This window comes from Paenibacillus medicaginis (genome assembly GCF_042138635.1).
In the GTDB taxonomy this organism is placed as follows: Bacteria; Bacillota; Bacilli; order Paenibacillales; family Paenibacillaceae; genus Paenibacillus; species Paenibacillus medicaginis.
Window position 1 is genome coordinate 304,817 of the sequence record NZ_JBHIRY010000002.1, and the last position, 25,459, is coordinate 330,275.

Consider the following 25,459-nt stretch of genomic DNA (forward strand, 5'->3'; position numbering starts at 1 on the left):
GAAAATGTTTTAATAAGGTTAAGCCAAGTTTTAGTACCAGGTTTTAAGACGAGATGGTATAATAAGATATGGCTTTATAACAAGGAGGTGCCTCGATGAACGCAAAAAGTGATATCGACGCGCAGCTCAGGCATGAGGAACTGGGTCTGAGCAATGACCAGGTCATAGAAATGTACAGATATATGCTGCTGGCAAGAACGTTTGATGAGCGGAATATGCTGCTCCAGCGTGCCGGCAAAATTAATTTTCACGTATCCGGGATCGGGCAGGAGGCGGCCCAGGTTGGTGCAGCGTTTGCCCTGGACAGGGATAACGATTATTTTCTGCCTTATTACCGTGATTACGGTTTTGTGCTGTCTGTCGGCATGACTCCGCGCGAGCTGATGCTGTCTGCCTTTGCAAAGGCAGAGGATCCGAACAGCGGCGGCCGCCAGATGCCGGGGCATTTCGGCAGCAAAAAGCTGAGGATCGTTACAGGCTCAAGTCCCGTGACAACACAGGTGCCGCATGCCGTCGGCGTAGCGCTGGCTGCGAAGATGCGGAAGAAGAGCATCGTTTCTTTTGTTACCTTCGGGGAAGGGTCGAGCAATCAGGGCGATTTTCATGAAGGCTGCAACTTTGCAGGAGTGCACAAGCTGCCTGTCATCATGATGTGCGAGAACAATCAGTATGCTATTTCCGTTCCTGTGCACAAGCAATTGAGCGGAAAGGTAAGCGACCGTGCCCTCGGTTATGGTTTTCCCGGGATACGGGTAGACGGCAACGACGCGCTTGCCGTGTACGCCGCCGTGAAGGAAGCGCGCGAACGCGCGGTTCGCGGCGAAGGTCCAACGTTGATTGAAGCGATGATGTATCGGCTGTCCCCGCATTCTACTTCCGACAATGACCTTGCTTACCGTACGAAGGAGGAAGTAGACGAGCATTGGAAGAAGGATGGACTACTGCGGATGAAGACGTATATGATCGATTCCGGCATCTGGGATGAGCAGCGGGATCAGGAGCTGAAGACTGAGCTGCTTCAGGTGATGAAGGACGCCATAGAATATGCGGATAAGGCGCCGTTTCCTCGGCCGGAGGATACACTTCTGCACGTGTATGCGGACAGCAGCGGGGAGGAGCAATAAGATATGGCGGTTATGGAATATATCGATGCCATTCGTTTGGCGATGAAGGAAGAAATGGAGCAGGATGACACGGTGTTCGTGCTGGGTGAGGATGTGGGTGTCAAGGGTGGCGTCTTTACCACCACCAAAGGGCTCATGGAGCAATTCGGCGAGATGCGGGTCATGGATACGCCGCTGGCGGAATCCGCCATCGCGGGTGTGGCAATCGGTGCGGCCATGTGCGGCATGAAGCCGATTGCGGAGATGCAGTATTCCGATTTTATGCTGCCGGCGACCAACCAGATCATCAGTGAAGCGGCGAAAATCCGCTATCGCTCCAACAATGACTGGAGCTGTCCGGTCGTGATCCGCGCTCCGATCGGCGGCGGTATTTTCGGCGGGTTGTATCACTCCCAGTGCCCTGAATCGATCTTTTTCGGAACACCTGGTCTCAAGATTGTGGCTCCGTATTCTCCATACGATGCCAAGGGACTGCTGAAGGCAGCGATCCGTGATCCTGATCCGGTGCTGTATTTTGAGAATAAGAAGAGCTACAAGCTGCTCAAGGGTGAGGTGCCGGAAGACGATTACATTGTTCCCATCGGCAAGGCCAATCTGCTGCGCGAGGGCGACGATATCACTGTGATCGGCTACAGCCAGCCGCTGCATTTTGTCATGCAGGCCGCCGAGGAGCTGGAGCGTGAGGAAGGCATTGCCACCCATGTGCTCGATTTGCGGACACTGCAGCCGCTGGACAGGGAGGCGATCATTGCCGCCGCCCGCCGGACCGGCAAGGTACTGATTGTGCATGAAGACAATAAAACTGGCGGCATCGGTGCGGAGGTATCCGCAATCATCAGCGAGGAGTGCCTGTTTGAGCTGGATGCGCCGATTGCCCGCCTGTGCGGTCCGGATGTGCCGGCCATGCCGATCAGTCCTCCAATGGAGAAATTCTTTATGCTCAGCAAAGACAAAGTGAAAGAAGCCATGCGTCAGCTAGCCCTGTATTAAGCTGCGACGCCAAGGAGTTGAACCCATGACACAGAATAATACGCAATGGACAGATGTCGCCATGCCTCAGCTTGCGGAATCGCTCGTTTCTGCAACCATTGCCAAGTGGCTCAAGCAGCCCGGGGAGAGCGTGGAACAGTTCGAACCGATCTGCGAGGTCATTACCGATAAAGTAAATGCCGAAATCCCTTCAACGGTAGATGGGGTTATGGGCGATCTGCTTGTACAGGAAGGACAGACAGTTGCCGTAGGCGAACTGATCTGTCGTATACAAACGGCTGCAGAGGTCAGTCGGCCGGAGGATGTCCCGGCTTCCGCGGCCGGAGCAGAAGTGCCTGCTGTGGGCCAGCCCCAGGGGGATCAATCCATGCGTGGCCGTTATTCACCGGCTGTACAGACACTTGCAGCACAGCATCAGGTTGATTTAAGCCGTGTGCCGGGCACTGGGCTTGGCGGGCGTATCACCCGCAAGGACGTTCTGGCGTATGTTGCGGCTGGCGGATCTGCCGCCGTATCTACAGGAAGCCAGCAAGCCGTACAGGCCGTCGCGTCCCCTTTCTCCAGCAGATCTGTGGGCAGCAAAACGTCTGAACCTCTGGCTGTTCCTGCGCAAAGTATTCCGCCTGTCCGGAACAGCGGCATTCATCTGACGGAGTCTCCAAAGATACCTGCCATTGAAGTGGAGGGAGATGCTTCAGGACGTTCGGAATATTATATTGATGTCACGCCAATCCGCAACACAATCGCCCGCAATATGCGGCAGAGTGTGACGGAAATTCCGCATGCGTGGACGATGATTGAGGTGGACGTGACCAATCTGGTCATGCTCCGCAACAAAATCAAGGATGAGTTCAAACGCAAGGAAGGAATCAATATAACTTATTTGGCTTTCCTGCTTAAAGCGGTGGTCAATGCGATCAAGGACTATCCGATCATGAATTCCTTCTGGGCTGTAGACAAAATTGTGGTGAAGCGGGACATTAATATTTCCCTGGCCGTAGGGACGGAGGATTCCGTCATGACGCCTGTCATCCAGAAGGCGGATCAGAAGAACATCGCCGGGCTGGCCCGCGAGATCGATGATCTTGCCCGTAAAACGCGTGAAGGCAAGCTGAAGCTGGACGATATGCAGGGCGGTACCTTTACGGTCAACAATACCGGCTCCTTCGGTTCTATTTTGTCCTATCCGATCATCAATTACCCGCAGGCAGCCATCCTCACGTTCGAATCGATTGTGAAGCGGCCTGTCGTTATTAATGACATGATTGCCGTCCGTTCAATGGCTAATCTGTGTCTGTCGCTTGATCACCGGATTCTGGACGGAGTCATCTGCGGAAGATTTCTGCAGCGAGTGAAGGAAAATCTGGAAGGCTATTCGCTTGACACCAAGCTTTACTGATTCTATGCCGGCTGCGAAAGCCGGCTGGAGGGAGAGAGCAGGTTGTGAACAGACGATTACTCGACGTGTCGTACACACCGATGATACCTTATGCCGAAGCATGGGATTTGCAAAAGGAAATTGTGGGCCAGCTGGATGCAGGGGAGCGGCGGGAAGCCCTTCTGCTGCTCCAGCATCCCCCTACATATACTATTGGCTCGCAGCGCCATCCGGAGCATTTGCTGCTTAGCCCAGAGGAGCTTGAGCAGCGCGGAATCACCGTGTTTCAAATCGACCGGGGCGGGGACATTACGTATCACGGTCCCGGTCAGCTTGTCGGTTATCCGCTGTTGATGTTGGGACATGGCAAGGGTCTTGACTTGCATGGATATTTGCGCAGCCTGGAGCAGGTGATTATCAATTATCTCGCAAGCTTCGGCATTGAAGGCAGCCGCAAACCTGAATATACCGGGGTGTGGGTTGGCGAATCCAAAATTGCGGCCATTGGCGTGAAGTTTAACAGATGCCGGCACCGCAAAGGCTTTATCACCAGCCATGGCTTCGCTTTTAATATCAAGTCAGGCATTCAGAATGAAGGCTTTAACGGAATTATTCCGTGCGGCATCCAGGAATATGGGGTCACCTCATTGGAAGACTGCACAGGGCAGTCATTTGCGATGGAGCAGGTGGCAAAGGGGATTATTCCTTTTTTTGCGGAGCTTTTTGATTATGAAACTGTGTTAAAAGAATAGAGCGAGGCCGGTCCATGATGGCCGGCCTATTTTAATGACCGTTCATAGGTTTTTACTGATTATACAAAAGCGGTTCAAGAGCGAACAGCAGGGTTGAGCCAATCATTGCAATAAGCATGATGTAAATAAAAATGCGGAACCATTTTTTGTGCTGCATGGGGAACTCCTTTATAATGAAAATTAGTTTGTAAGAAACAAAGTGTGTGTCTTTATTGTATCGCAATCCAGAGGGAGATGAAAGTTTTGATGATCACAAAGGACCGGCTAATCAAGGAATTTATGGAGCTTGTGCAGGTAGACAGCGAAACAAGACATGAACAGGAAATATCCAGGGTGCTGAAAGAGAAGTTCGGCTCGCTTGGCTTAACGGTCAAGGAAGATGATTCGCAGGACCGTTCCGGGCATGGGGCGGGCAACCTGATTATTACGTGGGAGGCGGAAGGAGCGGAGCAAGCCCCGAAAATCTATTTCACTTCACACATGGATACGGTGACTCCCGGCAAAAGCATCAAACCGCAGCTTGACGATGACGGCTGGATCCGCAGTGATGGAACGACGATTCTGGGAGCGGATGACAAAGCGGGGATTGCGGCGATGCTGGAGGCGATCCGTGCTGTCAAGGAACAGGGCATTCCGCACGGCCAGGTGCAGTTTGTCATTACGGTCGGAGAGGAATCCAGTCTGGCAGGGGCAAGAGCCATGAATCCGGACGATATGGATGCGGATTTCGGCTATGCCCTCGATTCCAATGGAGCTGTTGGCTCGATCTGTGTGTCTGCCCCAACCCAGGCTAAAGTTGAAATGAAAATTACGGGTAAATCCGCGCATGCCGGCGTAAATCCGGAAGATGGCATCAGTGCGATACAGGTAGCCTCAAAGGCCATCAGCGCCATGAAGCTTGGACGCATCGACAAGGAAACGACAGCCAATATCGGCAGATTTGAAGGCGGTGGTCCAACCAATATCGTGTGCGATTTTGTGCAGATTTTTGCGGAAGCCCGCAGCATTGTTCATGAAAAGGTGGATCATCAGGTTCAGCAAATGCGCGATGCGTTGGAGACGACATCCCGGGAGTTCGGCGCCCAGGCTGAATTCCGCAGCGAGATTGTGTATCCCGGGTTCAGCTTTTCGGAGCAGGATGATGTCGTCAAATTTGCGCAGCGTGCAATCGGCAAATTGGGACTGGCGAGCCCTACCTTCACTTCGGGAGGCGGCTCGGACGCGAATATTTTTAACGGCTTCGGCATTCCTACGGTAAATCTTGCGGTTGGCTATGAGCAGATCCATACTACACAGGAGCGAATCAAGGCTGAGGACCTGGTAAAACTGGCCGAAGTCGTTGTAGCAATCATTCGTGAGGCTGCCGAATCTCCACCAGCATAAGAAAACGTTTATCGACGTACCTTCACAGAAGCCAGACTGCATTTAGCGGAAGTTTTTCTTGCCCGTCCGGGCCTGCAGCGGCGTTCCAGCCGTCAGGCCTGTTTGCTGTGGCGCTGGATCAGGTCAATCATCTTCGCCCCGGACTTATTGTCCTTCAGCCATTGCCGGAGCAGAAGTTGAACCTGCCAAGCCTTTCCTGTGATGCAGAGCGCGTTGTCTGTTCGGTAGCTTTTCATCATGAATCTCTCCCTTTTGCCCACAGGCATGAATTATTTACAGCCTATGTATTAAAGAGACAAACTATACCCGGTCCTAAATCAGGCTCGGCCATGAGGAGGCAGCACATGAGCACCAGCAAACCTTATTCCAATCCAGCTTTGGAGGAAACAACACTCACAACGAATTCGATATTTACAGGGAAAGTGATTTCCCTGCAGGTGGATACGGTCCGTCTGCCGGACGGCAGCACGGGAACGAGGGAGGTTGTCCGGCACCCGGGCGCTGTCGCGGTATTGGCCATCCACAACGGCAAATTGCTGCTGGTGGATCAATACCGACAGCCGCTTGGACGCTGTGAGGTGGAAATCCCGGCTGGCAAGCTTGAAGCGGGAGAAGACCCGATGGCAGCGGCTGCGCGCGAGCTTCAGGAGGAGACAGGTTATACCGCCAAATCTCTCAAGCTGCTGCAGTCGTTTTATACATCACCCGGTTTTGCCGATGAAATCATTCATTTGTATGTGGCCGAGGAACTGGAAGCCGGCGAAATGAACCCGGACGCCGATGAGTTTCTGGAGCTGTCTGAGCTGACGCTGGAAGAGGCCTACGCCTGGATTCGTGAAGGTAGAATCAGTGATGCGAAAACGATTATGGCGGTCTATGCCTGGTATCTTCAGCAGTTTACCGGGAGCTTCTGATGACGGATCGGCTACAGACACCACTGCATAAGTATTATGCGGATCTGCATATTCACATCGGGCAGGCGGAGAATGGTGCTCCGGTCAAAATCAGCGGCAGCAGGAATTTAACCTTTGCCAATATTGCCAGGGAGGCCTCGGAACGGAAGGGAATCCATCTGACGGGCGTCATTGACTGCCATGCGCCCAATGTGCAGGAGGATATCAAGCGCCATCTGGGTGATGGCAGCATGACCGAAATTGAAGGCGGGGGCATAGCGTACAAGAGTACGGTCATTCTGCTGGGATCAGAAATCGAGATTCGGGAAGGAACCCGGCCTGAGGCGCATGTGCTGGCCTATTTTCCGGATTTGGACACCATGACAGACTTCAGCGGATGGATGGGCAGACATATGAAAAATGTCAATTTGAGCTCCCAGAGACTTTATGCTCCACCGCGGGAGCTGCAGGCCGAAATTTACGGGCGGGGAGGCATCATGATCCCTGCCCATGTATTTACGCCTCATAAAGGGATCTACGGCAGCTCCGCGAGACGCATGGACGAGCTGCTGGATCTTGGCAAAATCAGCGCCGTCGAACTCGGTCTGAGTGCGGATTCGGAAATGGCGGGTTATATTTCCGAGCTTGACAGCTTCAGCTTTCTTACGAATTCCGATGCCCACTCTCTGGGCAAAATTGGACGGGAATATAACGAGCTGCTGCTGAAAGCTCCGAATTTTGCCGAGCTGCGGCAGGCACTGGAGCGCAACGGTGGCAGAAAAGTGGCCGGCAACTATGGATTGAACCCTCGCCTCGGCAAGTATCACCGCTCCTTCTGCACGGGTTGCGGCACGATTCTTGACGAGCAGGAGATTGCTGCTGACCGCTGCCCGGCGTGCGGGCATGAGAAGCTGGTACGCGGGGTGTTAGACCGTATTCTGGATATTGCCGACCGGGCTAGGCCCTGCATATCTGAGCATAGGCCGCCTTATATTTACCAGGTGCCGCTGGAGTTTATTCCGGGTTTGGGCAAGGCCAAGCTAAAGCGGCTGCTTGAACGATTCGGCACGGAAATGAATATTCTTCATCAAGCGGATGAGGAAGCGATAGCCGCTGAGGTCGGCACGGAACTGGCACGGTCTATCGTTATGGCAAGAGAAGGACGGCTGCAGCTGATTGCCGGAGGCGGGGGGACCTACGGCAAGATTGACAGGAACGGAGAATCGCACAAAGTAGCCCGGCTCCAAGACTAGCAGCAGACTTCGTACATGCTGTCATAGGCGCAAGGTCTTCTTCATAGGATAGGAACATGCTAATGAAGGAGGCCGACTTGCCGATGCAGCTTTTACGCCATACACTTGTTCACCGCATGCCACTATATGTATTTCTTGGTGTATTGTTTCTGGTCGGGGTTGTTTTTGGGGCGTTGATGGTCAATGCGCTGACGCTGGAGCAGCAGCAGGAGCTGGGGCGGTATCTGAACAACTTTTTTGTATCGGTCGGTCAGGATGGTGGCGCGGCCGATCCCACGTTAACGAAGTTTTGGGAAATTGCATCGCTTCATCTAAAATGGGCGGCATTGATATGGATATGCGGCCTATCGGTCATTGGCCTGCCCGGTATTTTGGTGCTGAATTTTCTGAAAGGTGTGCTGATCGGCTTCTCGGTCGGGTTCGTGGTTGGGCAGTATTCCTGGAGAGGACTGCTGTTTGCCCTCGTTTCCGTTGCCCCCCACAATGTTGTGGTGATCCCGGTGCTGCTTGTGTGCAGTGTGGCTGCCATGACTTTTTCGATACAAATGATCAAGGATCGGATGCTGCTTACACGCCGTCCTTCCGGATTTGTCAAGCCGTTTGTGTCCTACGCCGGATTAACAGCCGTGCTGATGCTGCTTCTGCTGGGAAGCGCATCGTTTGAGACCTGGGTCACACCAGTCATGATGCGATGGGTAACGCCGCTGCTGACGTCTGCAGGAGCGGTTTGAGCCTGGTGCAAAATGTTTGACTTTATTTGAGAATTCCCCCTATAATGATAGAAGTGAAAATGGGGCAGTGCGCAGAGAACCCTAAGGGGGAGGGATAACATGGAAGCTCGGATCGACAAAATAAAGCAGCAGCTGCAGTCCCAGGGCTATAAGTTGACGCCTCAGCGGGAAGCCACCGTAAGAGTTTTGCTGGAGAATGAAGAAGACCATCTGAGTGCGGAAGATGTTTTCATGCTCGTGAAAGAAAAAGCTCCTGAAATCGGTCTGGCAACCGTATACCGTACCCTTGAACTGCTGAGCGAACTGCACGTTGTGGAGAAGATCAATTTTGGTGATGGAGTTGCCCGTTATGATTTGCGGGGCGATACCTCCAAGCACCATCATCATCATTTAATTTGTGTTCAGTGCGGAAGCATGGATGAAATCAGGGAAGATTGGCTTGGCCCTCTGGAGGAACGCCTGGAGAGGGAATTTGATTTTACCGTGCTGGATCACCGGCTTGATTTCCAAGGCATTTGCTACCGCTGCAAGGCCAAGAATGACCAGAAGCAGCAGGAGGATTGAATCCCTGCAGTTCTGAATGGATTAGAATACACAAGCTCTCCCCGCGTATTTGTGCGGAGAGGGCTTTTTTGGTGCCGGATCCTCCGGTGTTACATAGTTGGGGACAGCCTGTCATACAATGACAATGATCTGTATATGACCTTTAACGGGAAAGGAAGTGGCAGCGTGATCTTCTCCCTGAGAAAAGGCTGGAGATTTATCCGTTTTATCGTCCTGTTCTGTATATTGACTTTTTTACTGTATTCCGCGCTTGAACGGCTGTCTTCCTGGACAACGCCTATCCAGCATTATAAAATTCCCGAAGGCAACGCGGTAAAGGTGGCAGGAACCTCCATTACTGATGAGCAGCAGGAGAGGGGGCTCTGGCAGCGCTTGCGCTTATTTTACTGGTATGGAGAGTGACGGCGGGGCAGGATAACATTTGCACCGCGTAGAATGTTGTAAGATGGGCTTCTGCCCAAATACGGAAGACAAAGGAGCGAGTTGCTCTTATGAAGCATTATATAACGCCCTTTATCCGCTATTTGGAAGACGAGAAGGGATTATCACCAAGTACACTGGAAGCTTACCGGCGTGATGTTGAACAGTTTGCCGAATTTGCGGCTGCTCAGCATGTGATAGTGCCGGATGACGTCAAACGGACACATCTGGTCATCTATACGGGGCATTTGCAGGAGTTGAACAAGGCGCCGGCGACGATCACACGCTGCATGATCGCAATTCGCTCCTTTTTTCATTACCTGATCCGTGAAGGCAAGGCTTCCCAGGACCCTTCCCTGCTGCTGGAGCTGCCCAAACAGGAGAAGAGGCCTCCTTCCATATTGACGCAAGAAGAGATGGACAGGCTGCTGGAAGCGCCGGATACGTCGACCCCTGCGGGCATGCGTGACAAGGCCATGCTTGAACTGCTGTATGCGGCAGGGATGAGAGTGTCGGAGCTGGTAACCTTGAATGTAGAGGATGTACGTACAGATATGAGGTTTGTACACTGTCATGGGGCGGGAGGCAAAGAGCGTGTCGTTCCCATGAGTGTACAGGCCGCAGAATGGTTAAAGCTGTATATCAGCGAATATCGGGAGCTTTTGCTCAGAGCCCGGGGTTCTATCATGCAGGAGGAAGCTCTGTTTCTGAACAGCTCGGGGAAGCGTCTGAGCCGCCAGGGCTTTTGGAAGCTGTTGAAGAAGTACGGCGCCGAAGCAGGGATTCGTACGGATATTACGCCGCATACGCTGCGGCATTCCTTTGCAGCTCATCTGCTGGAGAATGGCGCGGATTTCCGGTCCGTGCAGGAGATGCTGGGCCATTCGGAAATCTCGGCAGCGAGAATGTATCTCGGTTCGCCGAAGAAAAGCATGAAAGAAGTATACGAAAATTTTCATCCCAGGGCCGGCAGTAGAGCCACCTTGGAAATGACCAATTTACCACAGCCGAGGAGTGACAATAGTTATGACTGAACATTCTTCACATCGCTTCAAACGCATTGCCTTTATCGTCCTGGACAGCGTGGGCATTGGCGAACTGCCGGATGCCGCCAAATTCGGCGATGAAGGGGCCCATACGCTGGGCCATATTCTGGAGCAGGTGCCGCAAACAAAGCTGCCAAATATGCAAAAGCTCGGGCTGGGCAATATTGCCGAGCTGCCTCACTTGCAGCCGGTGGACCAGCCTGCGGGCTATTATGGCAAAATGAATGAGGTGTCTGTCGGCAAGGATACGATGACAGGGCACTGGGAGCTTATGGGGCTGAAGATCAATACTCCTTTCAATACTTATCCGGAAGGCTTCCCGGCTGATCTGATCAACGAATTTGAAAAGCAGACCGGACGGAAGGTGCTGTGCAATAAGCCGGCTTCAGGAACCGTGGTGCTGGATGAATACGGTGAAGAGCAGATGAAGACAGGGGCGTGGATCGTGTATACGTCCGCCGACAGTGTTTTCCAAATTGCCGCCCATGAAGATATCATTCCGTTGGAAGAGCTTTATGAAGCCTGCAAAATCGCTCGCCGGCTGACGATGGCACCGGAGCATTCCGTGGGCCGGGTTATTGCCCGCCCCTATGTCGGGCAGCCTGGCAGCTTCAAGCGAACACCGAACCGCCATGATTATGCGGTCAAACCTCCGGAGCACACAGTAATGAATATGCTGGCTAATGCTAGCCATGACGTGATTGCCGTGGGGAAAATCAATGATATTTTCGACGGCGAAGGAGTAACGGAATCCTATCCGACCAAGAGCAATGAGCATGGGATCGAAGTGACGTTGGAGCAGCTGGGAAGGGAGTTTAACGGCCTGTTGTTCACCAACCTCGTCGATTTTGATTCCCTGTATGGGCATCGGCGTGATCCTGAAGGCTACGCCCGGGCGCTTGAGGTGTTCGATAACGCCCTTCCTGACCTTATGGCCAACATCGGTCCTGAAGATCTGCTGATTCTATCGGCGGATCATGGAAATGACCCTGTGCACAGTGGAACGGATCATACGAGGGAATATGTACCTGTCCTGATTTACAGCCCGTCGTTGCAGACCCCTGCGAGCATAGGTGTGCGGGACACCTATGCGGATCTTGGCGCCACCATAGCGGAGAATTTCGGTGTGCAGGCGCCGCTGCATGGAAAAAGCTTTTTGAATTTGCTGAAATAACGATATGTCAGGAGAGAAGAACATGAATACAATCAGTCTGGGAATGATCCAGAGGGCGGCAGCCTACATCCGCACGAAAACCAAAATGGTCCCTGAGATCGGCTTGATCCTCGGATCAGGGCTTGGGGTGTTGGCAGACCTCATCGAAGAGGGGATCAGCATTCCTTATCAGGATATCCCGCATTTCCCCGTATCTACAGTGGAAGGACATGAGGGAGAGCTGCTGCTGGGCACTGTCAAGGGACGTCCGGTCGTGATGATGAAGGGACGTTTCCATATGTATGAAGGCTACGGCCCTGAAGTGACCGCTTTTCCAGTGCGCGTGATGAAGGAGCTTGGCGTCAAAAGCCTGCTTGTTACGAATGCCGCTGGTGGAGTGAATACTTCTTTTGCAGCGGGTGATTTGATGCTCATTACCGATCACCTGAACCTGACCGGCAGAAGTCCGCTGGTCGGTCCGAATGATAATGCGCTTGGGGTGCGTTTTCCTGATATGACGGAGGCGTACAGCAAACGATTGCGCTCCATTGCCAGGGAGGTAGCGGAAGGACAAGGCCTGCAGCTTCGAGAAGGCGTCTATGCAGGCTTACTGGGGCCTACTTATGAGACACCGGCCGAGATCGTGATGCTGCGTACGCTGGGTGCGGATGCCGTCGGTATGTCCACAGTGTCGGAGGTTATTGTAGCCCGTCACGCAGGACTCGAAGTGCTCGGCTTCTCCTGTATCACGAATATGGCTGCAGGCATTTTGGATCAGCCGCTTTCGCACAGCGAAGTAATGGAGACAGCGGAGCAGGTGCGCGACCAGTTTTTGAAGCTGGTGCTTGGGGTTATTCCGAGCATGTAATAAAGTCTTAGATTAAGGATAAGACAGTGACTTTCTGAGGTGAGCACTGAAATGTGAATACTGTGTTTGTAAGCCAGGCCGCTAAGATTAGCGGCTTTTTTTGTGCTGCTCTCGGAGATGAAAAGGTAGCGGGTACATTGTTCTAAGTCTGTTATCTTTAACAGGTTATGCCCAGGAACGTGAAATGTTTCCGACATTCCGGAATAGCCCGTACCTGCCGTTTCACCATTTTTTCCGCTTGTGAATACGTTACTAGTCGTATCAGGTATTTTTCATAACTCGGATTGGAGAGATGATGAACATGGCTAAAAACGCCCTGATTACAGGGATCACGGGGCAGGACGGATCGTATCTGGCGGAGCTTTTGCTTGAAAAGGGATATAAAGTATTCGGCCTGCGCCGTAGAACCAGCACCCCCATGATGGAAAACATTGAGCATATCAAACATGAGATTGAGCTTGTAGAAGGGGACCTGCAGGATCAGGGTTCGCTCATCGAGGCCGTCAAAAAATCCAAACCGGATGAAGTATATAATCTCGCCGCACAATCATTTGTGGGAACCTCATGGGCCCAGCCGGTTTTAACGGGGCAAACAACGGCCATCGGCGTAACCAACATGCTGGAGGCTATTCGCACAGCCAGACCGGAGTCCCGCTTTTATCAAGCTTCCAGTAGTGAGATGTTCGGAAAAGTCGTCGAAACGCCGCAAAGGGAATCAACTCCCTTCTATCCGCGAAGTCCGTATGGCGTGGCCAAGGTTTACGGGCACTGGATTACGGTGAATTATCGGGAAAGCTATGACATGTACGCTTGCTCTGGAATCCTGTTCAACCACGAGTCTCCGCGCCGCGGCATTGAATTCGTTACACGCAAGGTGACGGACGCGGTTGCCAAAATCAAGCTGGGATTGCAGCATGAATTGCGTATGGGCAACCTGGATGCCAAACGCGATTGGGGATTTGCGGGAGATTATGTTAAAGCGATGTGGCTGATGCTGCAGCAAGATCAACCTGATGATTATGTCATTTCAACAGGCGAAACCCATACCGTTCAGGAGCTTGTTGAAATTGCTTTTCGTCATGTGGGGTTGAACTGGGAAGATCATGTGGTCATTGACCCGCGATTTGTTCGTCCGGCGGAAGTGGACCTATTGCTGGGAGACAACTCCAAGGCTCGGAAAAAACTGGGCTGGAATCTGGAGGTAGACTTTGAAGAACTGGTCAAAATGATGGTGGATAGCGATCTGCAAAAAGCGATGGTCAACAGCAAACTGGAAAAAGCAGTGGCCATTAGCAGTTTGCAAAATACGAAACTCGAGGCATAATAAAACAAGCAGACGGCGTTTCACCCGGTTAATCATCTTGATCCCGGGGGGATACGCCGTTTTTGCCCTTGCGCAGGGAAGTGTATGACCGCTTTTCAGATCAGGATTGAATTTCAGCATATTGGGTACAAGCTGCCCGTGAATTCTCCCTTCAAAATGGTGCCGCGGCCGATTCCGAACCACTCGGAGCAAAGAATAGTTACCCCAGGCGGCCTCCTTCAAAGTGGTTGATGATGATAATTCGATAATCTTAACGAAAGAAACGGCGGATTAACCGCCGTTTCAACTTTGATGCTAATAAAGTCAGGTAATCTGATGAATGGACCAAACAATCCCTGCAGATGTGCTGCCCCCGAGATTCAACCCGATGCTAAGCCCCGAAGAAACATAGAACAACCCAAGTATATCATTCTGATTCAGCGCGACATCTCCGGTCAGTGTTACAGTACCACTTCCCAGTACAGCCCGAAGTGTAAGCAAAGTTACGTTGATATTTAATACAGGGAAAAGACCGGCTACTAAATCCGTTGTTGAAGGTGATGTCCTTCTTACGACAAATGTCGGATTAATTCCCGCGCCAATGGACAGAGTTATGGCGGCAGTAGTTGAATAATTAATAGTTGCTTCAATAGTGTATCTTCCAGTTTGAGGAACGGTGAATGTTCCTGAGGCAGGATTAAATCCAGTAGTGGTGTAATATGGGCTGGTCACTGTAAAACCGCTGATTTGAGTGTCTGTAGTTACTCCAGTAATAGAGCCTACAAAAGCCGAGAAACCATTTGCTGCCACTAAAGGTCCAGTCGCACCTGTGGCCCCGGTGGCTCCCGTGGCTCCGGTAGTGCCTGTGGCGCCCGTGGCCCCGGTCGTTCCGGTGGCTCCGGTCGCGCCAGTAGCGCCTGTGGCTCCAGTTGTCCCGGTGGCTCCCGTGGCCCCGGTCGTTCCGGTGGCTCCGGTCGCGCCGGTATCGCCCGTAGCTCCGGTCGCCCCGGTATCGCCCGTGGCTCCAGTAGTGCCGGTGTCGCCCGTGGCCCCGGTCGATCCGGTGCCGCCCGTGACTCCCGTAGCGCCGGTATCGCCCGTGGCTCCCGTCGTGCCAGTGTCGCCTGTGGCTCCAGTAGCGCCAGTGTCGCCCGTAGCTCCGGTAGGTCCGGTTTCGCCTGTAGCTCCGGTCGCCCCGGTGTCGCCCGTGGCCCCGGTTGCTCCAGTTCCGCCCGTCGCCCCGGTTGCGCCGGTATCACCAGTGGCCCCGGTCGCGCCAGTGTCACCCGTAGCTCCCGTAGCGCCGATGTCACCCGTGGCTCCAGTAGCACCAGTGTCACCCGTGGCTCCAGTGGCACCAGTGTCGCCCGTGACTCCGGTCGTGCCAGTGTCGCCCGTGGCTCCCGTCGCGCCGGTGACACCCGTAGCGCCGGTATCGCCCGTGGCTCCGGTCGTGCCAGTATCGCCCGTAGCTCCGGTCGCCCCGGTATCGCCTGTGGCTCCAGTAGGTCCGGTGTCGCCTGTGGCTCCCGTAGCGCCGATGTCACCCGTAGCTCCCGTAGCACCAGTGTCGCCCGTGACTCCCGTAGCGCCGGTATCGCCTGTAGCCCCGGTTGCGCCAGTGGCTCCGGTAGGTCCGGTGTCACCTGTAGTCCCGGTCGCGCCAGTGACACCCGTAGCTCCGGTCGCGCCGGTGTCGCCCGTGGCACCCGTTGCGCCAGTGTCACCTGTGGTCCCGGTCGCGCCTGTGGCACCCATAGCTCCCGTAGCCCCGGTTGCTCCAGTTCCGCCCGTCGCGCCGGTTGCGCCGGTGTCGCCCGTGGCGCCAGTAGCGCCCGTGTCGCCCGTGGCTCCAGTAGCGCCGGTGTCGCCCGTGGCTCCGGTCGTGCCGGTATCGCCGGTTGCTCCAGTAGTACCGGTGTCGCCCGTGGCTCCGGTAGGTCCGGTGTCACCTGTGGCCCCGGTCGGGCCAGTGACACCCGTGGCTCCGGTAGCACCGGTGACACCCGTAGCTCCGGTCGCGCCGGTGTCGCCCGTAGCTCCCGTTGCGCCAGTGTCACCTGTGGCCCCGGTCGCGCCGGTATCACCAGTGGCCCCGGTCGCCCCGGTATCGCCCGTGGCCCCGGTCGTTCCGGTGTCGCCCGTGGCTCCGGTCGTTCCAGTGTCGCCCGTGGCTCCAGTAGCACCAGTGTCGCCCGTGGCTCCGGTCGTGCCAGTATCGCCCGTAGCTCCGGTCGCCCCGGTATCGCCCGTGGCTCCCGTCGTGCCGGTGTCGCCTGTGGCTCCAGTAGCACCAGTGTCGCCCGTGACTCCCGTAGCGCCGGTATCGCCCGTGGCTCCCGTCGTGCCAGTGTCGCCCGTGGCCCCGGTCGATCCGGTGCCGCCCGTGACTCCCGTAGCGCCGGTATCGCCTGTAGCCCCGGTATCGCCCGTGGCTCCGGTCGCGCCCGTGTCACCTGTGGTCCCGGTCGCGCCAGTGTCACCCGTAGCTCCCGTAGCGCCGATGTCGCCCGTGGCTCCGGTCGCGCCAGTGTCGCCCGTGGCTCCAGTAGCACCAGTGTCGCCCGTAGCTCCGGTAGGTCCGGTGTCGCCTGTGGCACCCGTCGCGCCTGTGGCACCCGTAGCTCCCGTAGCCCCGGTTGCTCCAGTTCCGCCCGTCGCGCCGGTTGCGCCGGTGTCGCCCGTGGCGCCAGTATCGCCCGTGTCGCCCGTGGCTCCAGTAGTACCGGTGTCGCCCGTAGCTCCGGTAGGTCCGGTTTCGCCTGTGGCTCCAGTATCGCCGGTGTCGCCCGTGGCTCCGGTAGCTCCAGTAGCGCCAGTGTCGCCCGTAGCTCCGGTAGGTCCGGTTTCGCCTGTGGCTCCAGTATCGCCGGTGTCGCCCGTGGCTCCAGTCGCCCCGGCATCGCCCGTGGCTCCGGTTGCGCCGGTATCGCCCGTGACTCCGGTGGATCCCGTCGCGCCGGTATCGCCCGTAGCACCGGTCGTGCCCGCGTCACCCGTGGCTCCCGTCGCGCCAGTGACACCCGTGGCCCCGGTCGCTCCGGTGCCGCCCGTGGCTCCCGTCGAGCCAGTGCCGCCCGTGGCTCCCGTCGCGCCAGTGTCGCCCGTGGCTCCAGTAGCACCAGTGTCGCCCGTAGCTCCGGTCGTGCCAGTGTCGCCCGTGGCTCCAGTAGCACCAGTGTCGCCCGTAGCTCCAGTCGCGCCGGTGTCGCCCGTAGCTCCGGTAGGTCCGGTATCGCCTGTAGCCCCGGTTGCGCCCGTGGCTCCCGTCGTGCCAGTGTCGCCTGTGGCTCCCGTCGCGCCGATGTCACCCGTGGCTCCAGTAGCACCAGTGTCGCCCGTGACTCCAGTGTCGCCCGTGACTCCCGTCGCGCCGGTATCGCCTGTAGCCCCGGTTGCGCCCGTGTCTCCCGTCGTGCCAGTGTCTCCCGTGACTCCAGTCGCCCCGGCATCGCCCGTGGCTCCGGTAGGTCCGGTATCGCCCGTGGCTCCGGTAGGTCCAGTGTCGCCTGTGGATCCCGTCGCGCCAGTGTCGCCCGTGGCCCCGGTCGCTCCGGTGTCGCCCGTGGCTCCCGTCGCGCCAGTGCCACCCGTGGCCCCGGTATCGCCCGTAGCTCCCGTCGCGCCAGTGTCACCCGTGGTTCCGGTCGGTCCGATGTCGCCCGTAGCCCCGGTCGGTCCAGTATCACCCATGACTCCCGTCGCGCCAGTCCCGCCCGTAGCTCCGGTCGCCCCGGTGCCCCCCGTCGCGCCAGTGCTGCCTGTGGCCCCCGTCGCCGATATTGGCGCTTCTATACGGACATTTGCCGATCCTTTCGTGACCTCGATTTGCAGCGTATCGGAAAAAAAGTTAATACTTTCCCCATCTCTCACCGTAGCTGAACCGTTTGGTCCATTTACATAAAACAGGAACTCTCCTGGAACCTGGGACAAAATATTTTCCAGCTTGTTCTGTAGGACCAACTCTTTTTTAGTTGCTTCCTTCAGCACGTTGCTGACACTATCATTGACAGACAAAAGCTCGCTCACTGTAGGAGACAGCCCGCTTATGCCTGGCAATGTGCCAAGCACATACTGTATTTTTTCTCCTTCCGCATTAAGGATATGGCTTAAGCCAAGCTCTTCGAGAGCTATGGAAGATAACAGCAGGTTAATAGCATCATCTCTGGTGACGGATATAACCGGGGTTATATTAGGAAGATTGGATTGCGACATTTGCGTGTCCTCCTTCATCTCCTTTTTCACTAAGATAGAATTCCCCATGATTAATGAGGAATCTTATGAACTCATATCGTTCAAGACAGCCTCAAGATTAAAGAATGTATGATTTTTGAGGGGAGCTGGCGGGGGTTGTATTCTATGAATGTACATCGATAGGCGTTTTTTTACTATAAAAGTTCCATATACTAATCTATTCTCGCTTATTTATAAAAGTGTCGGCATTTGTCCATGCTACATAGATTTTGCAGTGCTTGCTTGATGGTCCGGACGCTTTTTTTGTGCACATTCCCGTTTGTCTGGAATAATTTTCTGGACGATTGACGACAATGGATAGCAGTATACGGCAGACGCCGTCCGATTCCGACAATCGGCGGTTCTTCCGCAATGTTAGTAGGGAGGTACCGAACATGAAGAAAATCAGTCTATCTTTATTGCTCGCATTCTGCATCAGCGCCGGTCTGCTGCCGCCAGCTTCTGCCGAAGAGAAAGGAGCCGTACAGCAAGCCGATGTATCCCTGGCGCCTCAATCCGGCTCTGCCATCCTGATGGATGCCTACACCGGCACAATTGTTTACGAGAAAAACAGCCATGACAAGCTGCCTCCGGCGAGCATCACGAAAATCATGACGATGCTGCTTACGATGGAAGCGCTGGAGAATGGGAAACTGAAACTGACGGATCAGGTCCGGGCCAGTGAATATGCGGCTTCCATGGGCGGGTCGCAGATCTTCCTGGAGCCGGGCGAGGAAATGAGCGTTGAGGAAATGCTCAAGGGTATCGCCATGGCTTCCGGCAATGATGCTTCCGTAGCGATGGCGGAGAAGATCGCGGGGTCAGAGCAGGCATTTGTGCGTTTGATGAATGACAAAGCCAAGGAGCTCGGCATGAAGGATACCCATTTTGCCAACTGCAACGGTCTGCCGGCCAAGGATCATTATTCCTCTGCACATGACATTGCTTTAATGAGCCGCGAGCTGCTGCAATATCCGCAGATTACGAAATATACCGGATCGTATCAGGACTATTTGCGCAAAAGCAGCGAAAAACCGTTCTGGCTGGTCAATACCAACAAGCTGGTCCGTTTTTATACAGGAGCCGACGGTTTGAAAACAGGCTATACGTCTGAAGCGAAATTCTGCCTTTCCGCCACCGCCGTGCGTGATGGAATGCGCGTTGTGGCGGTGGTGCTCGGGGAGCCCAACACCAAAACCCGCAACAGTGAGATCGCCTCCATGTTTGATTATGCGTTTTCCCAATATGCCATGAAATCGTTGTATAACCAGGGTGACGTGATCGGCAAGCTGAACATTGAAAAAGGGGTTGTTCCGGAGCTTACGATAAAAGCGGAACAGCCTTACAGCGTTCTCGTCAAAAAGGGCGCCCGTCAAGAGGAGATGCGTCACGAAGTCAAGCTGAACAGCGGGATCAAAGCACCGCTCAAAAAAGGGGAAGTAGTTGGCAAGCTGATTGTTTATCAAAATAATGTCAAGCTGAAGGAATTCGAACTGCAATCTCCGGTCGCTGTGGACAAGGCAGGCTGGTGGAGACTGTTTAAACGCACTACCTCCAAACTGTTTTCCTGACATAGATCGCCCACGGAGGACACTTTTGTAGATTGGGCACAGTTTTTTTCTAGTTTTGTCGCAGGGCAGGATTCTGCCATTGGCTCGTAGAAATCCTTGTCCAAGTCAGGGAGGAGAGTGAAGCAAACATGAGGCTGAAAGTAGAGATGGAGTTTCAGCGGGGAGTTCTGATTGCGAGACTGGCCGGTGAGCTGGATCATCATACTTCAGATCAGGTGCGGGCACAACTGGATGAGGCGATTATACGCCGGCAGTGCGAGCATCTTGTTCTGAATTTTAAAGATTTGCAGTTCATGGACAGCTCAGGGCTGGGCGTTATTCTTGGACGCTATAAGCTCCTTAAGCAAAAAAACGGAAAAATGGCGGTATGTGATGCGACTCCTGCTGTATACAGGCTGCTTGAAATGTCAGGACTGTTCAAAATCATGACTTGTTACGAGAACGAAGAGGTTGCTCTCTCGGGAATGGAGGTCGTGTCATGACAGAAACGGCTGGGAGCAATTTTATGACACTGCAGTTTGCGGCCAAGTCGGAAAATGAATCCTTTGCGCGCGTAGCGGTGGCGGCTTTTATTTCACAGCTCGATCCTACCATGGATGAGCTGAGTGATCTGAAAACGGTCGTCTCCGAGGCCGTAACCAATTGCATTATCCACGGATACAATAATGATCCCGCAGGCACGGTAACAATCAGGGCGATCATCGACGGGGATGCAGTCACGCTGGTGATTGAGGATTCGGGTCAGGGAATTGAGGACCTGGAGCTTGCGCAGCAGCCGCTGTACACCTCCAAGCCGGAGCTGGAGCGGTCTGGCATGGGCTTTACCATCATGGAAAACTTTATGGATGAGTTTGAGGTGACCAGCGAGCTGAATGGGGGAACGGTCATTCGGATGAAGAAGAGGATTGAATCCAAGAAAGCTTTATATAATTAGGTAGGGGTTGGGCCTATGAATGCTGAAATCAAGCGCGGTACTAACACTTATCTGGATGATGGGGAAGTCAAAAAACTGATTGCCTTAAGCCAGTCAGGCGACAACAGTGCCCGTGACAAGCTGGTGAACAGCAACATCCGGCTGGTATGGTCTGTGGTGCAGCGTTTCATGAACCGCGGGTATGAGCCGGAGGATTTGTTTCAGATCGGATGTATCGGCCTCTTGAAATCGGTGGACAAATTTGACCTCAGCTATGATGTCAAATTTTCAACCTATGCCGTGCCTATGATCATTGGCGAAATTCAGCGCTTTCTCAGGGATGACGGAACGCTGAAGGTAAGCCGGTCTCTGAAGGAAATGGCCAACAAAGTCCGCAAAAAAAGGGACGAGCTCTCCAAGCAGCTGAATCGTCTGCCAACCATCAAGGAGGTTGCCGAAGAGCTTGGGGTGTCGCCGGAGGATGTCGTTTTCGCCCAGGAAGCCAACAAACAGCCTACATCTATTCATGAAACCGTCTTTGAAAACGACGGCGACCCCATTACGCTTATGGACCAGATTGCGGACGAGTCCCAGGAACGGTGGTTTGACAAGCTTGCACTGAATGAAGCGATCGGAGGGCTGACTGAACGGGAACGGCTCATCGTCTATCTTCGGTACTTCCGGGATCAGACCCAGTCCGAGGTAGCCAGCAGGCTTGGCATATCACAGGTGCAGGTATCGCGCCTCGAGAAAAAAATACTGCAGTCCATCAAGGATCAGATCGCCCAGTAACAGAGTGCCGCAAAAAAAAAAATATATTTCCGGACATGTGCACACACGGCTTGCCCCGGGTGTGCACATGTCTTTTTTAGATTAGCCTATCACATTTTTCGCTTTTAGTGTCCAAATTTGACGTATATTGCTGTTGACCGCTGTTCAATTTGGTGTATACTATAATCTATAGATTAACACTAAATTTTGGTTTTTGTTTGTGTAGTATAGGGGGGTGAGTCTGATTTGAAATCAGACAATACAATTCGTGAAACACTCAGTACATACATACGTAAACATAATCTAACTTTCACTCAATTTTCAAGTATGTCTGATGTGAATGCCGGTTCGTTAAGTCGGATTCTACAAGGCAATAAGCCTATTTCAATCCGACAACTAGAGTCAATTACATCAGCTATGAATTTACCTGAAGATTTTTTGTTTGAGTCCTATGTTGAAGAATGCTTTGCTTTTACCACGAGCATGAGGCGGATTCGTCCCTTTATTATTCGCTGTGCAGAACTGAACCGGCTTGATTTGATCGAGCGGATCGTGCATAGATTACTGGAGGATCTGTCGTACACCTCAGATTTGTTTGAGGTAGCGGAAGCCTTATTCGCTTCTAATCATGGACAAGCTGCAGAGATAATTTATACTCAGGTAAGCGAAGCGGAAAGATTCCAGCATTCGGAACGGTTAACCACTTGCCGTTATCGGCTGTTTGAGCTTTCGCTGGGAAATGATATCGAAGAGAATTTAAGGTCAGCTATTTTCTTTGAGCCGTATGTGAGCCGTTTGGATGAAGCGGATCAGCTCGATGCACTGAAAGAACTGATTGATGTTATGGTAACCGCTCACAAGTGGAAAAAGGTAGATGAACTTGCGGTAGAAATGCTACGAGTCGCTACCACTCAGTATGAACGGCGTTCAACAGAACGAACAGCAAAACGGCCATTCTATTTCTATATTTTGTATGGGTGGCTTATCCGGTCCTTTATCTGTGAAGAATACGAGGATTTCGATGGAGCTTTAAGTTATGTTTCTAAATACGCACAAGGAGAATTGTGGGTACGTGAGGATGACGAAGAAGCACACCGACATATTCACCAATTTGCTGAATGGGGAACGGCCAATAGATATTTGTACCGGGTACTATCTGGTGAAGCTGAGGCGTTAGGCGAATACGCCGATTTTGTTGCTTCCCGGCCCGATGAAATCTTTATAGCGTTGGGCTTCATGGTCAAAGCGGCTAACCGTTTTGATTTTGATATCGACCGCATATTGGAGCGCTTTTCGGCGTATATTCCTTCTATTGAGGCGGAGGGAAGGTATGGTCCGTATAACAATTCTGTGGTGAAGGAAAAGCTCGCCCAATTTTTTAGCGATTTAGGTGTATATCGTTTCAAGAGGGGGCATGGTAATGCAATAAGTTTCATACTCGAAGGTTTGCGATTAGCTGTTAGAATCAACAGTATCAAGAATATTCTTAACGGTTTGACACGATTTGAAATGTACCGGGAATGGGCGAGTAAGGAAGAAAAGCAGGATTTCAAATTGCTGTCAGGTGAGGTGAATCGGATCAATGAGAAAAATAGGCATTTGGTTATCCTTGGTTACGAGTAGTTTTATTGGAGTTGTTACGACGGTTATAACTACAATGGGGCATGGGGTGGGCGGAGGCTAATTTTTCCATACTCAGTATTTTTAAAAGACTTTCCTTGCGGAAGGTCTTTTTTTGCGTTTCCGGAGCTTGCATCGGAAGAGTAGTTTTTTTCGGGCAGGGTTGCAACCTGGGCTTGGTTTCAACCAAGCCTGTTCAGCATGGAAAGGTCAGGGCAATTAGGGGATGAACTCAGGAGAGATGAGCTGCAGCTCATCCGGAATGAACGGGGAAGTGAGAAAAGAAGGTAGACAATGACTCGGGATTTACTATTTCTGCCTTATGCAATTATTTGACATAAAAACCTAAAATACCACATAAGGAGGGGAGGGTTGAAGCCAATGATAAGCAATTACAAGGTAGTACTTCAAATCCGCATTGAGCGGGCGCGGAAAAGATTGCATTTGCAGGTGCAGAAGCATGGACTGGGGCATCCAAGAGTACTTGAGCAATCCATGCGACTGGATGAGTTGATCAATCAGTATAACAGGTTAGGAAAAGAGAAAATAAAAAAGCCGATTGCTTGAACAATCGACTTTGGGCGAGAAACTTTTCCCAGGTTCCCTCGCCCTTTTATTTTATCAGTTTATGTGGAATCCCAGGTAAAATAGTTTTAAGGCATCAATTGTTCATTATTCATAAACTTTTTTAATTGGGATATACGGCCTGGTGATAAATCCATCATGGCTGCAATTTCGCTTTGGCTCATCCGGGGATGTTGTTCCAGAAGGGTGGACAGCTCCTTCTCTTAGATTTGGTGGGTAATTCACGAGTTGGTTTTTCAGGGTTGATGGATTGGGGAGCTGAATCTTTTAGAAGCCGGATGCAATCAGAGCAAAGTCCTCGTTCTCCTTTTCATAATCCTTGTAAAACACCAGAACCGTATAATTTTTTAAACTCTTCCGGCTTCACCCTGCCTCCCGCGTCCTTCACCTGCTTGAGGGTTGCATATTCCCCGCCAGGATCCGTCAGGAAAACGTTGATGCCTCTATACGCACGCCCTGACACCCAATTCATCGCTTCAAAGCCCGGCTTCCAAGGTTTTACCCAAGGACGTACCCCCTTTTTCAGCTCCTCGATAATGCGCCCGGTGATGATTTCATAAATCTCGTGGATCTCATTCATCCTTGGTCGCGGCCCGTTTCAGTGTCCGGAACCAGTGATGAATGCCCGGCTCGGTTAGACGTTCACCCCGCTGCGAAACGAAGACATAGGGGCTGCTGGCCAAAAAGGGCTCCTGGCCCGCTCGCCGTGAATGTAGTCATACAGCGGCCGCCTAACTTCATTCAAAATGTCAATTTCACGTTGCTTGTTCCCTTTGTAGCCGACCCGCAGCGCCCCCACTTTGGGACCGATCTGGGTGTCCTCCATCCGCAGCCAGGATACACGACAGCCTGCCCAGTAGCCAAGCGCAAACAGCGCTTCGCTGCGTGTCGTGCCATCACGCTCCACCAGATTTTTTAGGATATATCGCTGATCCGGCGTCAGCACCCTTGGCGCCAGCAGCGGTTGCGGCGGGATATCCACGTCCCGCGTTGGGTTCTTTGCCAGCAGCTCCTCATCAATGAGCCAATCTGCAAAACCACTCAGGGCGCTTTTGACCCGGCTCCGATGACTGACACTCAGCCGCAGCTCCTCCATCTCCTGCAGATACGTGGCCACAGCCGTCTGGGTAAACAACTCCGGGCGAAAGCCGACTGCGCCCCCAGGCTTGTCCGCCAACCACTCCACAAACTGCCGGACCGCGCGAACATATGCCTCGACCGTCTTATCAGATTTCCCCTGCAGCTGATCATGGTATCCTCCAACCCATTTTTGGATGTCGGACTTGGCGGGAAATGGAACCACGTTCATAGATGTAACCCTCCAAATTTTTCCTGTTACGAGTTTTTATAGTCATGATTTATTGAATGAAAGCCGATCTGCTTATTAACTCCTTTCAATTAGCATTAAAAAGCAACAGTTCCTCATAAAAATAGGGGAGCTGTTGCTTTTATCAAATGTCTATTCTGTTATTCAGGGAGATTCATTGTATCCTTGTCTAATTGAAGCTTTGTCTTCCTCATTGTCAGGCCCATTTCCGAAAAGAATTCCTGCTCCATCGCCACCGGCGAACAGCATGCTTAGAGAGAACAGCTCTTTTCCTGTAAAACCATAGTTATAATTGCCAAACCATTCGGAAGTGCGAAACTCGGTGCCGTTCTTCACACGAGCTGTCCATAATTTGTTATAAGGTGTATATCCGGGGACTGTCTTGTAATCCCAGGCGCCTTTTGGTCGTACTTTACCAACCCAGTAGCCCGCGGTGCCGCTGTATGCAGCGGCTGGGTCGGACCCAATTCCTGAAGACAGCGTTCTGTACAGATTCGCGATTTCTTGTGCGCCTCACAGTCGCACCATCTAGGTGGTTCAAATCCACCCGGTAACTTTACCCTTTAAAGTGCCGTAGTCGA

26 protein-coding genes are annotated in these 25,459 nt (G+C 53.1%); 20 read left to right on the forward strand and 6 right to left on the reverse strand.

Features of this window, described 5'->3' with window-relative positions; all coding sequences use genetic code 11:
- The first annotated feature begins 95 nt into the window (after nucleotides 1–95).
- The 4 genes from ACE5LO_RS03985 to lipB are packed head-to-tail and all read left to right on the forward strand — an operon-like array spanning nucleotide 96 to nucleotide 4,244.
- Nucleotides 96–1,124, forward strand: coding sequence for a thiamine pyrophosphate-dependent dehydrogenase E1 component subunit alpha (locus ACE5LO_RS03985; protein WP_375518754.1), 1,029 nt, complete (start codon nucleotides 96–98; stop codon nucleotides 1,122–1,124).
- Nucleotides 1,125–1,127: 3 nt separating this feature from the next.
- The gene (locus ACE5LO_RS03990; protein WP_375518755.1) at nucleotides 1,128–2,114 is read left to right on the forward strand and encodes an alpha-ketoacid dehydrogenase subunit beta; all 987 of its coding nucleotides are present in this window, start codon (nucleotides 1,128–1,130) and stop codon (nucleotides 2,112–2,114) included.
- A 25-nt stretch (nucleotides 2,115–2,139) separates the two neighbouring features.
- A complete protein-coding gene (locus ACE5LO_RS03995) occupies nucleotides 2,140–3,513 on the forward strand; it encodes a dihydrolipoamide acetyltransferase family protein (protein ID WP_375518756.1) in 1,374 nt (457 codons plus the stop codon).
- 44 nt (nucleotides 3,514–3,557) lie between these two features.
- Nucleotides 3,558–4,244 carry a lipoyl(octanoyl) transferase LipB gene (gene lipB / locus ACE5LO_RS04000; RefSeq protein WP_375518757.1) on the forward strand — a complete coding sequence of 229 codons (687 nt, stop codon included), beginning with the start codon at nucleotides 3,558–3,560 and terminating at the stop codon, nucleotides 4,242–4,244.
- 52 nt (nucleotides 4,245–4,296) lie between these two features.
- Here lipB and prli42 read toward each other — a convergent pair whose 3' ends face one another.
- Entirely contained in the window at nucleotides 4,297–4,401 is a 105-nt protein-coding gene (gene prli42, locus ACE5LO_RS04005) for a stressosome-associated protein Prli42 (protein ID WP_375518758.1), read from the reverse strand.
- An 89-nt stretch (nucleotides 4,402–4,490) separates the two neighbouring features.
- Here prli42 and ACE5LO_RS04010 point away from each other — a divergent pair, with 89 nt between their 5' ends.
- The gene (locus ACE5LO_RS04010; protein ID WP_375518793.1) at nucleotides 4,491–5,627 is read left to right on the forward strand and encodes a tripeptidase T; all 1,137 of its coding nucleotides are present in this window, start codon (nucleotides 4,491–4,493) and stop codon (nucleotides 5,625–5,627) included.
- Between the two features lie 92 nt (nucleotides 5,628–5,719).
- Here ACE5LO_RS04010 and ACE5LO_RS04015 read toward each other — a convergent pair whose 3' ends face one another.
- Nucleotides 5,720–5,863, reverse strand: coding sequence for a Z-ring formation inhibitor MciZ (locus tag ACE5LO_RS04015; protein ID WP_375518759.1), 144 nt, complete (start codon nucleotides 5,861–5,863; stop codon nucleotides 5,720–5,722).
- A gap of 108 nt (nucleotides 5,864–5,971) precedes the next feature.
- Between ACE5LO_RS04015 and ACE5LO_RS04020 the strand changes: the two genes are divergently transcribed.
- From ACE5LO_RS04020 to gmd, 9 genes are all read left to right on the forward strand, one after another.
- Complete coding sequence (locus ACE5LO_RS04020) at nucleotides 5,972–6,541, forward strand: NUDIX domain-containing protein (protein ID WP_375518760.1); 570 nt, start codon at nucleotides 5,972–5,974, stop codon at nucleotides 6,539–6,541.
- The gene (locus ACE5LO_RS04025) at nucleotides 6,541–7,773 is read left to right on the forward strand and encodes an endonuclease Q family protein (RefSeq protein ID WP_375518761.1); all 1,233 of its coding nucleotides are present in this window, start codon (nucleotides 6,541–6,543) and stop codon (nucleotides 7,771–7,773) included. Before ACE5LO_RS04020 ends, ACE5LO_RS04025 begins: the two co-directional genes overlap by 1 nt.
- Before the next feature lie 83 nt (nucleotides 7,774–7,856).
- Complete coding sequence (gene spoIIM / locus ACE5LO_RS04030; protein WP_375518762.1) at nucleotides 7,857–8,504, forward strand: stage II sporulation protein M; 648 nt, start codon at nucleotides 7,857–7,859, stop codon at nucleotides 8,502–8,504.
- Between the two features lie 99 nt (nucleotides 8,505–8,603).
- The gene (gene fur / locus ACE5LO_RS04035) at nucleotides 8,604–9,068 is read left to right on the forward strand and encodes a ferric iron uptake transcriptional regulator (RefSeq protein ID WP_375356524.1); all 465 of its coding nucleotides are present in this window, start codon (nucleotides 8,604–8,606) and stop codon (nucleotides 9,066–9,068) included.
- Nucleotides 9,069–9,233: 165 nt separating this feature from the next.
- Nucleotides 9,234–9,470: a DUF4227 family protein gene (locus tag ACE5LO_RS04040; protein ID WP_375518763.1), complete on the forward strand. Its 237-nt coding sequence runs from the start codon at nucleotides 9,234–9,236 to the stop codon at nucleotides 9,468–9,470.
- Nucleotides 9,471–9,559: 89 nt separating this feature from the next.
- The gene (gene xerD / locus ACE5LO_RS04045) at nucleotides 9,560–10,522 is read left to right on the forward strand and encodes a site-specific tyrosine recombinase XerD (protein WP_375518764.1); all 963 of its coding nucleotides are present in this window, start codon (nucleotides 9,560–9,562) and stop codon (nucleotides 10,520–10,522) included.
- A complete protein-coding gene (gene deoB, locus ACE5LO_RS04050) occupies nucleotides 10,515–11,708 on the forward strand; it encodes a phosphopentomutase (protein WP_375518765.1) in 1,194 nt (397 codons plus the stop codon). Before xerD ends, deoB begins: the two co-directional genes overlap by 8 nt.
- Nucleotides 11,709–11,730: 22 nt before the next feature.
- Nucleotides 11,731–12,555 (forward strand): purine-nucleoside phosphorylase, encoded by an 825-nt coding sequence (locus ACE5LO_RS04055; protein WP_375518766.1) that lies wholly within the window; start codon nucleotides 11,731–11,733, stop codon nucleotides 12,553–12,555.
- Between the two features lie 301 nt (nucleotides 12,556–12,856).
- Nucleotides 12,857–13,879, forward strand: a complete 1,023-nt coding sequence (gmd, locus tag ACE5LO_RS04060; protein WP_375518767.1) for a GDP-mannose 4,6-dehydratase — start codon at nucleotides 12,857–12,859, stop codon at nucleotides 13,877–13,879.
- A gap of 303 nt (nucleotides 13,880–14,182) precedes the next feature.
- On the opposite strand, the gene ACE5LO_RS04065 is transcribed toward gmd, so the two are convergent.
- Nucleotides 14,183–18,073 carry an alpha-helical endospore appendage domain-containing protein gene (locus tag ACE5LO_RS04065; RefSeq protein ID WP_375518768.1) on the reverse strand — a complete coding sequence of 1,297 codons (3,891 nt, stop codon included), beginning with the start codon at nucleotides 18,071–18,073 and terminating at the stop codon, nucleotides 14,183–14,185.
- A gap of 413 nt (nucleotides 18,074–18,486) precedes the next feature.
- Here ACE5LO_RS04065 and ACE5LO_RS04070 point away from each other — a divergent pair, with 413 nt between their 5' ends.
- From ACE5LO_RS04070 to ACE5LO_RS04095, 6 genes are all read left to right on the forward strand, one after another.
- Nucleotides 18,487–19,662, forward strand: a complete 1,176-nt coding sequence (locus tag ACE5LO_RS04070) for a D-alanyl-D-alanine carboxypeptidase family protein (RefSeq protein WP_375518769.1) — start codon at nucleotides 18,487–18,489, stop codon at nucleotides 19,660–19,662.
- Between the two features lie 128 nt (nucleotides 19,663–19,790).
- Nucleotides 19,791–20,144, forward strand: a complete 354-nt coding sequence (gene spoIIAA / locus ACE5LO_RS04075; RefSeq protein WP_375518770.1) for an anti-sigma F factor antagonist — start codon at nucleotides 19,791–19,793, stop codon at nucleotides 20,142–20,144.
- Nucleotides 20,141–20,596, forward strand: coding sequence for an anti-sigma F factor (spoIIAB, locus tag ACE5LO_RS04080; protein ID WP_375518771.1), 456 nt, complete (start codon nucleotides 20,141–20,143; stop codon nucleotides 20,594–20,596). The genes spoIIAA and spoIIAB overlap by 4 nt, the downstream gene beginning before the upstream one ends.
- Before the next feature lie 15 nt (nucleotides 20,597–20,611).
- Nucleotides 20,612–21,367, forward strand: a complete 756-nt coding sequence (gene sigF / locus ACE5LO_RS04085; RefSeq protein ID WP_375518772.1) for an RNA polymerase sporulation sigma factor SigF — start codon at nucleotides 20,612–20,614, stop codon at nucleotides 21,365–21,367.
- Nucleotides 21,368–21,592: 225 nt separating this feature from the next.
- Nucleotides 21,593–22,969 carry a transcriptional regulator gene (locus tag ACE5LO_RS04090; RefSeq protein ID WP_375518773.1) on the forward strand — a complete coding sequence of 459 codons (1,377 nt, stop codon included), beginning with the start codon at nucleotides 21,593–21,595 and terminating at the stop codon, nucleotides 22,967–22,969.
- Between the two features lie 378 nt (nucleotides 22,970–23,347).
- On the forward strand, nucleotides 23,348–23,533 hold the full coding sequence (locus ACE5LO_RS04095) for a Spo0E family sporulation regulatory protein-aspartic acid phosphatase (RefSeq protein WP_375518794.1): 186 nt from the start codon (nucleotides 23,348–23,350) through the stop codon (nucleotides 23,531–23,533).
- 86 nt (nucleotides 23,534–23,619) lie between these two features.
- On the opposite strand, the gene ACE5LO_RS04100 is transcribed toward ACE5LO_RS04095, so the two are convergent.
- From ACE5LO_RS04100 to ACE5LO_RS04110, 3 genes are all read right to left on the reverse strand, one after another.
- Nucleotides 23,620–23,745: a winged helix-turn-helix domain-containing protein gene (locus ACE5LO_RS04100; RefSeq protein ID WP_375518795.1), complete on the reverse strand. Its 126-nt coding sequence runs from the start codon at nucleotides 23,743–23,745 to the stop codon at nucleotides 23,620–23,622.
- A 116-nt stretch (nucleotides 23,746–23,861) separates the two neighbouring features.
- Nucleotides 23,862–24,131 carry an ArdC-like ssDNA-binding domain-containing protein gene (locus ACE5LO_RS04105; RefSeq protein ID WP_375518774.1) on the reverse strand — a complete coding sequence of 90 codons (270 nt, stop codon included), beginning with the start codon at nucleotides 24,129–24,131 and terminating at the stop codon, nucleotides 23,862–23,864.
- Between the two features lie 54 nt (nucleotides 24,132–24,185).
- The gene (locus tag ACE5LO_RS04110) at nucleotides 24,186–24,860 is read right to left on the reverse strand and encodes a tyrosine-type recombinase/integrase (RefSeq protein WP_375518775.1); all 675 of its coding nucleotides are present in this window, start codon (nucleotides 24,858–24,860) and stop codon (nucleotides 24,186–24,188) included.
- Between the last annotated feature and the right edge of the window lie 599 nt (nucleotides 24,861–25,459).

Bases quoted from the DNA above. Each gene is read 5' to 3' on its own strand.
- xerD (WP_375518764.1), top strand. From the start codon at position 9,560: ATGAAGCATTATATAACGCCCTTTATCCGCTATTTGGAAGACGAGAAG.
- gmd (WP_375518767.1), top strand. From the start codon at position 12,857: ATGGCTAAAAACGCCCTGATTACAGGGATCACGGGGCAGGACGGATCG.
- ACE5LO_RS04015 (WP_375518759.1), bottom strand. From the start codon at position 5,863: ATGAAAAGCTACCGAACAGACAACGCGCTCTGCATCACAGGAAAGGCT.
- ACE5LO_RS04010 (WP_375518793.1), top strand. From the start codon at position 4,491: ATGATCACAAAGGACCGGCTAATCAAGGAATTTATGGAGCTTGTGCAG.
- ACE5LO_RS04065 (WP_375518768.1), bottom strand. From the start codon at position 18,073: ATGTCGCAATCCAATCTTCCTAATATAACCCCGGTTATATCCGTCACC.
- prli42 (WP_375518758.1), bottom strand. From the start codon at position 4,401: ATGCAGCACAAAAAATGGTTCCGCATTTTTATTTACATCATGCTTATT.
- spoIIAB (WP_375518771.1), top strand. From the start codon at position 20,141: ATGACAGAAACGGCTGGGAGCAATTTTATGACACTGCAGTTTGCGGCC.
- ACE5LO_RS04105 (WP_375518774.1), bottom strand. From the start codon at position 24,131: ATGAATGAGATCCACGAGATTTATGAAATCATCACCGGGCGCATTATC.
- fur (WP_375356524.1), top strand. From the start codon at position 8,604: ATGGAAGCTCGGATCGACAAAATAAAGCAGCAGCTGCAGTCCCAGGGC.
- ACE5LO_RS03990 (WP_375518755.1), top strand. From the start codon at position 1,128: ATGGCGGTTATGGAATATATCGATGCCATTCGTTTGGCGATGAAGGAA.
- ACE5LO_RS04025 (WP_375518761.1), top strand. From the start codon at position 6,541: ATGACGGATCGGCTACAGACACCACTGCATAAGTATTATGCGGATCTG.
- ACE5LO_RS04070 (WP_375518769.1), top strand. From the start codon at position 18,487: ATGAAGAAAATCAGTCTATCTTTATTGCTCGCATTCTGCATCAGCGCC.
- ACE5LO_RS04095 (WP_375518794.1), top strand. From the start codon at position 23,348: ATGATAAGCAATTACAAGGTAGTACTTCAAATCCGCATTGAGCGGGCG.
- spoIIM (WP_375518762.1), top strand. From the start codon at position 7,857: ATGCAGCTTTTACGCCATACACTTGTTCACCGCATGCCACTATATGTA.
- ACE5LO_RS03995 (WP_375518756.1), top strand. From the start codon at position 2,140: ATGACACAGAATAATACGCAATGGACAGATGTCGCCATGCCTCAGCTT.
- ACE5LO_RS04020 (WP_375518760.1), top strand. From the start codon at position 5,972: ATGAGCACCAGCAAACCTTATTCCAATCCAGCTTTGGAGGAAACAACA.
- spoIIAA (WP_375518770.1), top strand. From the start codon at position 19,791: ATGAGGCTGAAAGTAGAGATGGAGTTTCAGCGGGGAGTTCTGATTGCG.
- ACE5LO_RS04055 (WP_375518766.1), top strand. From the start codon at position 11,731: ATGAATACAATCAGTCTGGGAATGATCCAGAGGGCGGCAGCCTACATC.
- ACE5LO_RS04110 (WP_375518775.1), bottom strand. From the start codon at position 24,860: ATGAACGTGGTTCCATTTCCCGCCAAGTCCGACATCCAAAAATGGGTT.
- deoB (WP_375518765.1), top strand. From the start codon at position 10,515: ATGACTGAACATTCTTCACATCGCTTCAAACGCATTGCCTTTATCGTC.
- sigF (WP_375518772.1), top strand. From the start codon at position 20,612: ATGAATGCTGAAATCAAGCGCGGTACTAACACTTATCTGGATGATGGG.
- ACE5LO_RS03985 (WP_375518754.1), top strand. From the start codon at position 96: ATGAACGCAAAAAGTGATATCGACGCGCAGCTCAGGCATGAGGAACTG.